This window comes from Deferrisoma sp., from assembly GCF_054681715.1.
Genome location: NZ_BAAHFQ010000133.1, coordinates 1 through 7,804 on the forward strand (window position 1 = coordinate 1; position 7,804 = coordinate 7,804).

General features: G+C 74.9%; 5 protein-coding genes. All 5 read right to left on the reverse strand.

The features are described from left to right. Positions 1–2,060, reverse strand: a 2,060-nt coding sequence (glnD, locus tag ACY0I8_RS14360; protein ID WP_461395303.1) for a [protein-PII] uridylyltransferase, incomplete at its 3' end; no start/stop codon positions are given. Continuing rightward, complete coding sequence (locus tag ACY0I8_RS14365; RefSeq protein ID WP_461395304.1) at positions 2,057–3,628, reverse strand: N-acetylmuramoyl-L-alanine amidase; 1,572 nt, start codon at positions 3,626–3,628, stop codon at positions 2,057–2,059. The genes ACY0I8_RS14365 and glnD, both read right to left, overlap by 4 nt. Continuing rightward, positions 3,625–5,619 (reverse strand): LPS-assembly protein LptD, encoded by a 1,995-nt coding sequence (locus tag ACY0I8_RS14370; protein ID WP_461395305.1) that lies wholly within the window; start codon positions 5,617–5,619, stop codon positions 3,625–3,627. Before ACY0I8_RS14370 ends, ACY0I8_RS14365 begins: the two co-directional genes overlap by 4 nt. Next, positions 5,607–6,881: a bifunctional folylpolyglutamate synthase/dihydrofolate synthase gene (locus ACY0I8_RS14375; RefSeq protein ID WP_461395306.1), complete on the reverse strand. Its 1,275-nt coding sequence runs from the start codon at positions 6,879–6,881 to the stop codon at positions 5,607–5,609. The genes ACY0I8_RS14370 and ACY0I8_RS14375 overlap by 13 nt, the downstream gene beginning before the upstream one ends. 78 nt (positions 6,882–6,959) lie before the next feature. Beyond that, entirely contained in the window at positions 6,960–7,427 is a 468-nt protein-coding gene (locus tag ACY0I8_RS14380; protein WP_461395307.1) for a hypothetical protein, read from the reverse strand. Positions 7,428–7,804: the final 377 nt, after the last annotated feature.

The following is a 7,804-nucleotide window of genomic DNA, read 5'->3' on the forward strand; positions in this document are numbered from 1 at the left end:
CCCTCCTCGGGGACCTCCCGGAACCGCACCACCGGGTCGTCGTGCCGCCCGGCAAACGCCTCCAGGTGGGCCAGAAGGGTCTCCAGGGGGTTCGCCAGGAGGTAGCGCACGGTTTCCACCCCGGCCAGGAACGCCTCCACCTCGTCGGGGGGCACCCGGCCGGCCGCCGCTTCCCGGAGCCGGTCGGACACGGCCGCCGCCCGGGCCGGGTCGTCCCGCCGGGGCCCGGCCTCGCCCCCGGTTTCCAGGAACACCCGGGTCCGGAGGTAGAGGGTGTCGAGGAGCACCCCCTTCCAGGGGGTCCAGGCCCCCGGGCCGACGGCCCGGATGTCGGCAAAGGTCAGAAGGTACAGGAGGTCCAGGGACTCCAGGTCCCCCACCTCCCGGGCGAACGCCGCGATCACGTCGGGGTCGTCCAGATCGCGGGCCTGGGCCGTCCGGGCCATGAGGAGGTGGCGGCGCACCAGGAACACCAGGTATTCTCGCTGCTCCGGGTCGAACCCCATGCGGTCGGCCACGGCCACGGCGGCCTCGGCCCCCCGCTCGGCGTGGCCGCCCCCGCTCCCCTTCCCCACGTCGTGGAGGAGCGCGGCCAGGTAGAGCACCTCGGGGTGGCGCACCCGCCGGATCCGCTCGGTGAGCACGGGGAACGCCCCCTCGTACTCCCCCCGGGCCAGCCGCCGGAGCTCCCGCACGGCGAACAGGCTGTGCACGTCCACGGGGTAGACGTGGTAGAGGTCCCGCTGGCAGCGGCCGTGGATCCGGGCGAACTCCGGGATGAACCGGTCGAGGAACCCCACCTCGTGCATGGTCATGAGCGTGGTGGCCACCCGGCGCGGGGCCCGCAGAATCCCCAGGAACCGCGCCACGGCCTCGGGGTCCCGCCGGAACCGGTCGTCCACCCGGTGGAGGTTCTCCCGCACCGCCTCCAGGGCCTGGGGCGAGAGCTCCCGGTCGGTCTCCTGGGCCGCCTCGAACGCGGCCAGAAGCACGATGGGCCGGCGCACCACCTCGCCGGGGTCCACGACCACCTCCCCGTCCCGGAACCCGACCCCCGGCTCCCGCCAGGGCTCGGTGCCTCCCCGCGCCGCCCCGTCGGCGCGGGCCCGGCGGATCACCGTGCGGGTGAGGTGCATGACCCGCCGGGCCGTGGCGTGGTAGGCCTGGAGGAACCGCTCCACCCCCGGCACCCCGGCCCCGTCCTCGAACCCCAACACCCCGGCCGCCTCGTCCTGGCGCTCGAAGCCGAGCCGGTCGTCGCGCCGGCCGGCGGCCAGGTGGAGCTGGTTGCGGACCCGCAGCAGGAACTCCCGGCACGCCTCGAGCCCTTCGCGCTCGCCGGACGGCACCCCCAGGCGCCGGCAGGCTTCGTCGAGGTCGCGGGTTCCGGCCGCCACCCGCACCACCCACTCGGCGGTGTGGATGTCGCGAAGGCCCCCCGGGCCCTCCTTCACCTGGGGCTCCAGCAGGTACACCGTGTCACCGTACCGGGCGTGGCGGGCCTCCAGCTCCGCCCACTTCGCCTCCACGAACCCGGCCCGGTCGCCCGAGAGGATCTCGCCGGCGATCACCCGATCCTCGAGTTCGGCCCAGAGGTCCTCGGCCCCCCAGAGCCGGCGGGCCTCCAGGAGGCTCGTGCGGCTCCGCAGATCGGCCCGGGCCACCGCCAGGTTCTCCTCCACCGTACGGGTGACGGCCTGCACCTCGAACCCGGCGTCCCACAGGGGGTAGCACAGGGCCTCGGCCACCGCCTTGGGATCGTCGCCTGCCCGGTGGAGGATCAGGAGGTCGAGGTCCGAGGCCGGGGAGAGCTCGGCCCGGCCGTACCCGCCGAGGGCCACGAGGCAGACGGCGTCCGGCCGCGCCCCGGCGGCCCGGAACAGGGCGATCACGAGGCCGTCCACGGCCCGGGTCCAGCGCCGGACGAGCTCCACCCCCCCGGCGCCGCGCCGGTGAAGCGCGCGCAGTTCCTCCCGGGCCGCCTCGGCCCACCGGGCCACGGCCCGAGCGCGCTCGCCCGGGTCGGCGGGGAGGGCCGGGGCCGCCAGGACCGAAGTCATCCCCCCCTCCCCCGGGCGAACGCCTCGACCCCTTTCGCGAGAGCCTGGGCCACGCGCTTGCGGAACGCGGGGTCCCGGAGCCGGCGGGCCTCCTCGGGGTGGGTGATGAACGACGTCTCCACGAGCACAGCCGGCATCACCGCGCCGGTGAGCACATAGAACGGGCCCTGCTTGACCCCGAGGTCCCGCACGGGCCCCACGCTGCGCGCGAGCTCGTCCACCAGGGCCTCCTGGACCGCCCGGGCGAGGCGCCGGGAGTCCTCCACCTTGGCCGAGAGCACCACATCGGCCAGGATGTGCTCCATCTCGGCCAGGTCCTCCTCGCGGCCCTGGTTTTCCAGGGCCGCGAGCCGCCGGGCCGCCCGGTCGGAGGCCGGGCTCAGGTAGTAGGTCTCGATGCCCCGGGCCCGGCGGGACGGGCTCGCGTTGGCGTGGATCGAGAGGAAGAGATCGGCGCCGAATGCGTTGGCCCGGGCCGTGCGCTCCTCGAGGGAGAGGTACACATCGCGGTCGCGGGTGAGCCGCACCTCCCAGCCCTCCCGCTCCCGGAGGAGCGAAGCGAGCTCCCGGGCGATGGCCAGGGTGACGTCCTTCTCCTTGAGCCCCCCCGGCCCGAGGGCGCCCGGGTCCTTCCCGCCGTGGCCGGGGTCGATCACGACCCGGAACGGACGGCGGCCCGCCGCCCCTTCGCGCAGGACCCGGGCCACCACGTCCTCGGACGCGGAACGCGACGAGAACGCATCGATCACCAGTCGGGCCGGCCCCTCCAGGGGAAACACCCGATGGTCGGCCGGCTCCTCGAGGTCGAGCACCACCCGCACGGTGTCGGGGGCGTGCTGGGCCACCCGGACCTGCCGCACCAGCCCATCCCCGACGGCCACGCACCGCTCGCAGCCCCGCCCCACGCGGGCCGGCCGGAGATCGACGAAGATCCGGGGCGGCCGCTTCGCGTTCGGGTCGGCCGCGAGCTCCCCCACCTGGTACGCCACGGTGTGGCCCAGGTCCACCACGACCCGGGTGTATCGTGGGCCCGACCACCGGCGCACCCCGGCCACCGTGGTGGGCCGGTCGAGATCCCGGAGCCGGCGGCGGGCCGCCCCGACCATGTCTCCCGACGGGGTGTCCCGGAGCACCCGCTCGTAGAACCGCCGCGCCCCGGCCCGATCCCCGGCCCCCTCCAGGATCCGGCCCGCCCGAAAGAGGGCGTCGTCGGCCAGACGGGAATCGCGGTACGCCCGGGCCAGCCGGTCGTAGGCCTCCACCGCCGCCCGCCGGTCGGCCGGCCCCGCCGAGAGCGCCGCGGCCCGCTCCCGGCAGATCCCCACCATGTAGAGGGCGTCGTCGGCCTTGGCCGACCGGGGCGCCTCGTCGGCCACCCGCCGAAACCGATCGGCCGTTTCGCGCCAGTTCTCGGGGTTTCGGGCCTCCGGGCCGTCGGCCTCCAGAGCCCGGTACCGGACCCGGGCGGCCTCGTAAAGGGGGATTCCCGGATCCCCCCCGGCCGCGGCCGCGGCCGCGAGCACGAGCACCATCAGACACCCGAGCGCAACCCGCCGCGCCCGGGTCACGGCACGAACCCCTTCCAGGTACCGAGCTTTCCCAATCCCTTGAGGTTCACCGTCAGGAACACCTTTCGGTCGAGGCGGTCCTCCTCGGCCAGCAGGGTGCGGCTGTACGTGATGTCGAGCTCCCAGCAGGGGTGGCGCACGCCCAGGAGGATCGCGTCCTCCAGGAGCCGCCCCTCGAGGAGATCGGCGCGGTTTCGGTAGGCGACCCGGCCGTACCGGCCAAGGCCCACCCCGAGGCCCAGGTCGAGGTAGGTGGTCTCGTCGCGCCGGTGCCGGACCTCGGCCCGGGCGAACCGCCGGTCGTCCCCCCGGGTGCGCCACCCGGCCCCCCAGGACTCCCAGGCCTCGGAGCCGAGGTCGTACTCCCCCTCGACCCACCACCGGCCCCCGAGGACCCAGAAGGCGTCGGCCCGGATCGTGCCCGCGCTTCCGCGGTCGAGGTCGCGCTCGGCCGCGAGGTCCGCGCCGACGCACTCCTCCCCGGCCCGGAGCCACCGGGTGCCGAGGCCGGCCCGGGCGAGCGCCCCCTCGTCGAACCGGTCGGCGGTGTCGAACACCGGCGGGTCGTCGCCGTGGCCCCGGCCCTCGACGCGGATCCCGGCAAAGGGCTCCAACGTGTGGAGCCATCCGCCCCACCGCCGCCAGCCGAAGGCGCCCACCGCGGCCTCGGCCACCGGGGCGCCCCGAAATCGGTCGCCGCCGTCCAGCCGGTACCCGTTCTCCCGGAACCCCACCCTTGCGGTGCCGGCCAGGGCCCCGAGTCGGCCGTCCAGCCCCACCCGGGGGAACAGGGAAAACCGCTCCCCCCGCTCCCCCTGGGCCCGCCAGAACCGGGCCGCGTCCGCCTCCAGGTCGGCCACCAGGGGCCCGGCCACCCGCACCGGCCGTCCCAGGAACCCGACCCGGGGCAGGGTCTGGAGCACCCCGGCCTGGGAGGTGTCCAGGGCCTGGAAGAACTCGGCCAGACCGTAGGCCGTGCCGCCGGCCCGGTCCCAGGACCACAGCCCAAACGACCGGAGCCTCCGGGCCTCCCGCTCGTCCAGGTCGTCGGCCAGCTCCTCCCGGTACCGTGTGTCTCCCTGGTACCGGCCGAGCACCCGGAGGCGCTGTCCCTCCCCGAACCGGCTCTCGTGGTCGGCCTCCACGGCGTACCGGTGGGACCGATCGGTCCGGTCGAAAAGGTGCTCCAGGTCCACCCGGCCGGCGTGGCCCTCGGCCGGAGCGTACCGGACCTCGACCCCCTCGGTCCAACCGCGGCGGCTCCGGTACTCGGCCCGGAGCGTCGCGTCCCAGGCGTCGGCCGGGGCCCAGTAAAACCGCTGGAGCCACCGCAGGCCCTGGGAGTCGGACCACCCGAGCCGGGGGAGCAGGAACCCCGTGCGGCGCTCCCGGATCACCGGGAACACCAGCACCGGGGCGTAGGCGAGAGGGGCCCCCTCCATCCAGAAGGCGGCGCCCCGGGCCCGGACGAACCCCTCGAGCTCCACGTCCACCCGGTCGGCCTCGACCCGCCAGCTCGGCCAGGTACCGTCACAGGCCGTGAACCCGCCCTGTTCCACGAGGTACGAGCGCTCGCCCACCCGCTCGAACCGCTCGCCCCACACCTCGTACCCCTCGGCCGCGATCCACAGGCGCCCCCGCCGGATCACCCCCCTCTGGGTCCCGAGATTCACCTCGAACCGTTCGCACTCCAGGCGGTTTCCGCCGGGGTCGGTGAACACCACCCGGCCCTCCGCCTCCACCCGATCGGCCGACGGATCGAACCGGACCCGGTCGGCCCGGAGCCGGTACCCGTCCCACACCACCGACACCGCCCCCCGGGCCGTGACCTCGGGCTCCTGCCCCAACAGCCGGGCCTCGATCTCGTCGGCCCGGATCTCCACGGGCCCCTCCCCCCCCACCCGGTCGAGGCGCAGGGTCTGGGCGCGGCCGGCTCCGGCCGCGAGGGCCACCAGAACGAGCGCGAGAAGGGGGCGCCTCAGGACACCCACCCGAGTTCCCTCAGCCGCCGGCGCGCCTCCCCCACCACCGTGAGCGACCCGGTCACGCACACGAGGTCCCCCGGTCCGGCCTCGGCCAGGGCCTGGTCCAGGGCCTCGGGTACCGTGGCGGCGGCAAGCGCCCGGTCCCCCACGAGGGACCGGGCCTCCTGGAGGAGCCGCTCGGGAGGGATCGCCCGGACCGAGGCCGACCGGGTCACCCAGACCCGATCGGCGAGGGGCGCGAGGTCCGCGACGATCCGCTGGGCGTCCTTGTCGCCGAGAACCCCGAGCACCAGAAAGAGCCGGTCCTTGGGTTCGCCCCGAAGCGTCTCGGCGAGCCAGCGGCTCGCGTGGGGGTTGTGGGCCCCGTCCAAGACCACCCGGGGCCCGGGGCCCAGCACCTCGAACCGGCCCGGCCACCGGGCCGCGGCCACCCCCCGGGCCACGGCCTCCGGCGACACCCGCCACCCCCGTGCGGCCAGGCACTCGGCCATGGCCACGGCTACGGCCAGGTTCCGGCCCTGGTGGGGCCCCCGGAGGCTCGGCCGGAGGCCCGTAAGGCGCCACCGCCTGCCCCGGTACCCGAAGCCCTCCCCCTCGGGATCCACGAACACGTCCCGTCCTACGACCACCACCGGAGCGCCCCGGGCTCCGGCCTCGGCCTCCACGGCCTCCAGGGCCTCCCCCTCGGCCGCAGTCACGAGCGGGACCCCCGGCCGGGCGATGGCCGCCTTTTCCCGGGCGATGTGGCCGAGCGTGGGCCCCAGGTGCTCCACGTGCTCCAGGCCCACGTTCGTCACCGCGCTCACCGCGGGCTCCACCACGTTGGTGGCGTCCAGCCGGCCACCGAGGCCGGCCTCCACCACGGCGAACTCCACCCCCCGTTCGGCGAAATGGACGAACGCCATGGCCGTGATGACCTCGAACTGGGTGAGCCCGACCCCGGTGGCCTCCACCCGCGCCAGGAGTTCGGGCACGGCCTCGTTGGGCAGGTCGGCGCCGTCAACGCGGATCCGCTCGCCGAACGACTCCAGGGGCGGGGAGGTGTAGAGGCCCACCCGGTACCCGGCCCGTTCGAGGATCGAGGCCGTGAAGGCCGCGGTCGAGCCCTTCCCGTTCGTGCCCGCGACGTGGACCGCGGCGAACCGGGACTGGGGGTTCCCGAGGCGCCGCAGGCACTCGGCGATCCGGTCGAGCCCCAGGTGGATGCCGAACTTCTCGAGACCGTCGATCCGGCGGATCGCCTCCGCCGGGGTGAGGGCTTTGGGCATGGGATTCCTTTGGCTTCGCGCTGGGGGGCCCAGCGGCTTCCAGGGGGTTCTCCGGCCCGGGGGTTCGGCCGGGCCGGCTTATGCGCCTTCCAGGGCCCGCACCAGGGCCTGCGGATTCCTCACGGCCCAGGCGGCCGCATCGGGGGTTCCGGCCTCCCCGAGAAACTCCACGGCTACCAGGGGCCGGAGCGCCGTTTTCCCCAGGAAGACCTTGGGGGTGGACACGCCCCGCACCCGGTCGAGGGGGATCACCCAGGTGCGGGCCGGAACCAGCCGGCGGAACCACAGCGCCTCGTCGGTGACCACGAGCACCCCGTTTCCTCGCACCTGCCGCCATCCGGCCGAGCGCACCCCGAAAAACGCCGCGTTCCGGTCCTGGAACCGCACCGCCCTCCCCGCGGCCCAGGCTGCGGCCTCGGCCCGGGCGCCGGCCCTCGCCCGGGCCGCCCAGACCCAGGCCCCCAGGCCGCCCGCGGACACCCCCAAGATGGCCAGGATGCCCAGGCTCCAGAGGTAGGGGTTGCACTCGTGGCAGGCGACGTCCATGGGGTTTTCCGCCCGGTGGAAGCTCCGGTAGGCCGCGGAGCGCGGCCTGTTCGCAAGAACAATAACTTTTCGCTCCCGGTCAGACGGTGGACCGCCGCGGTCAGGACCACGGGACCGACGACCCCGAGACCGAATCTACTTGGAAGCTCCCCAGCGCCCCTTTGGGGCGCCACTGTGCATGACAGTAACACCCGAGTCATGGGTCGGGGTAGGAGCGGCGTCCCCGCCGCGATCCGGGCCGAAGGCCCGAAGGGACATGGTCGCGGCTCGAAAGCCGCTCCCACAGGTTGGGACAACCGCAGACGCTGAAATCCAAAAGGATTTTAGCATCCTAGCTTCCCAGCCTCCTAGCATCCCAGCAGGAAGTTACTTGGAAG

Excerpts from the sequence above, each read along its gene's own strand:
- ACY0I8_RS14375 (WP_461395306.1), bottom strand. The coding sequence starts at position 6,881 with ATGCCCAAAGCCCTCACCCCGGCGGAGGCGATCCGCCGGATCGACGGT.
- ACY0I8_RS14380 (WP_461395307.1), bottom strand. The coding sequence starts at position 7,427 with ATGGACGTCGCCTGCCACGAGTGCAACCCCTACCTCTGGAGCCTGGGC.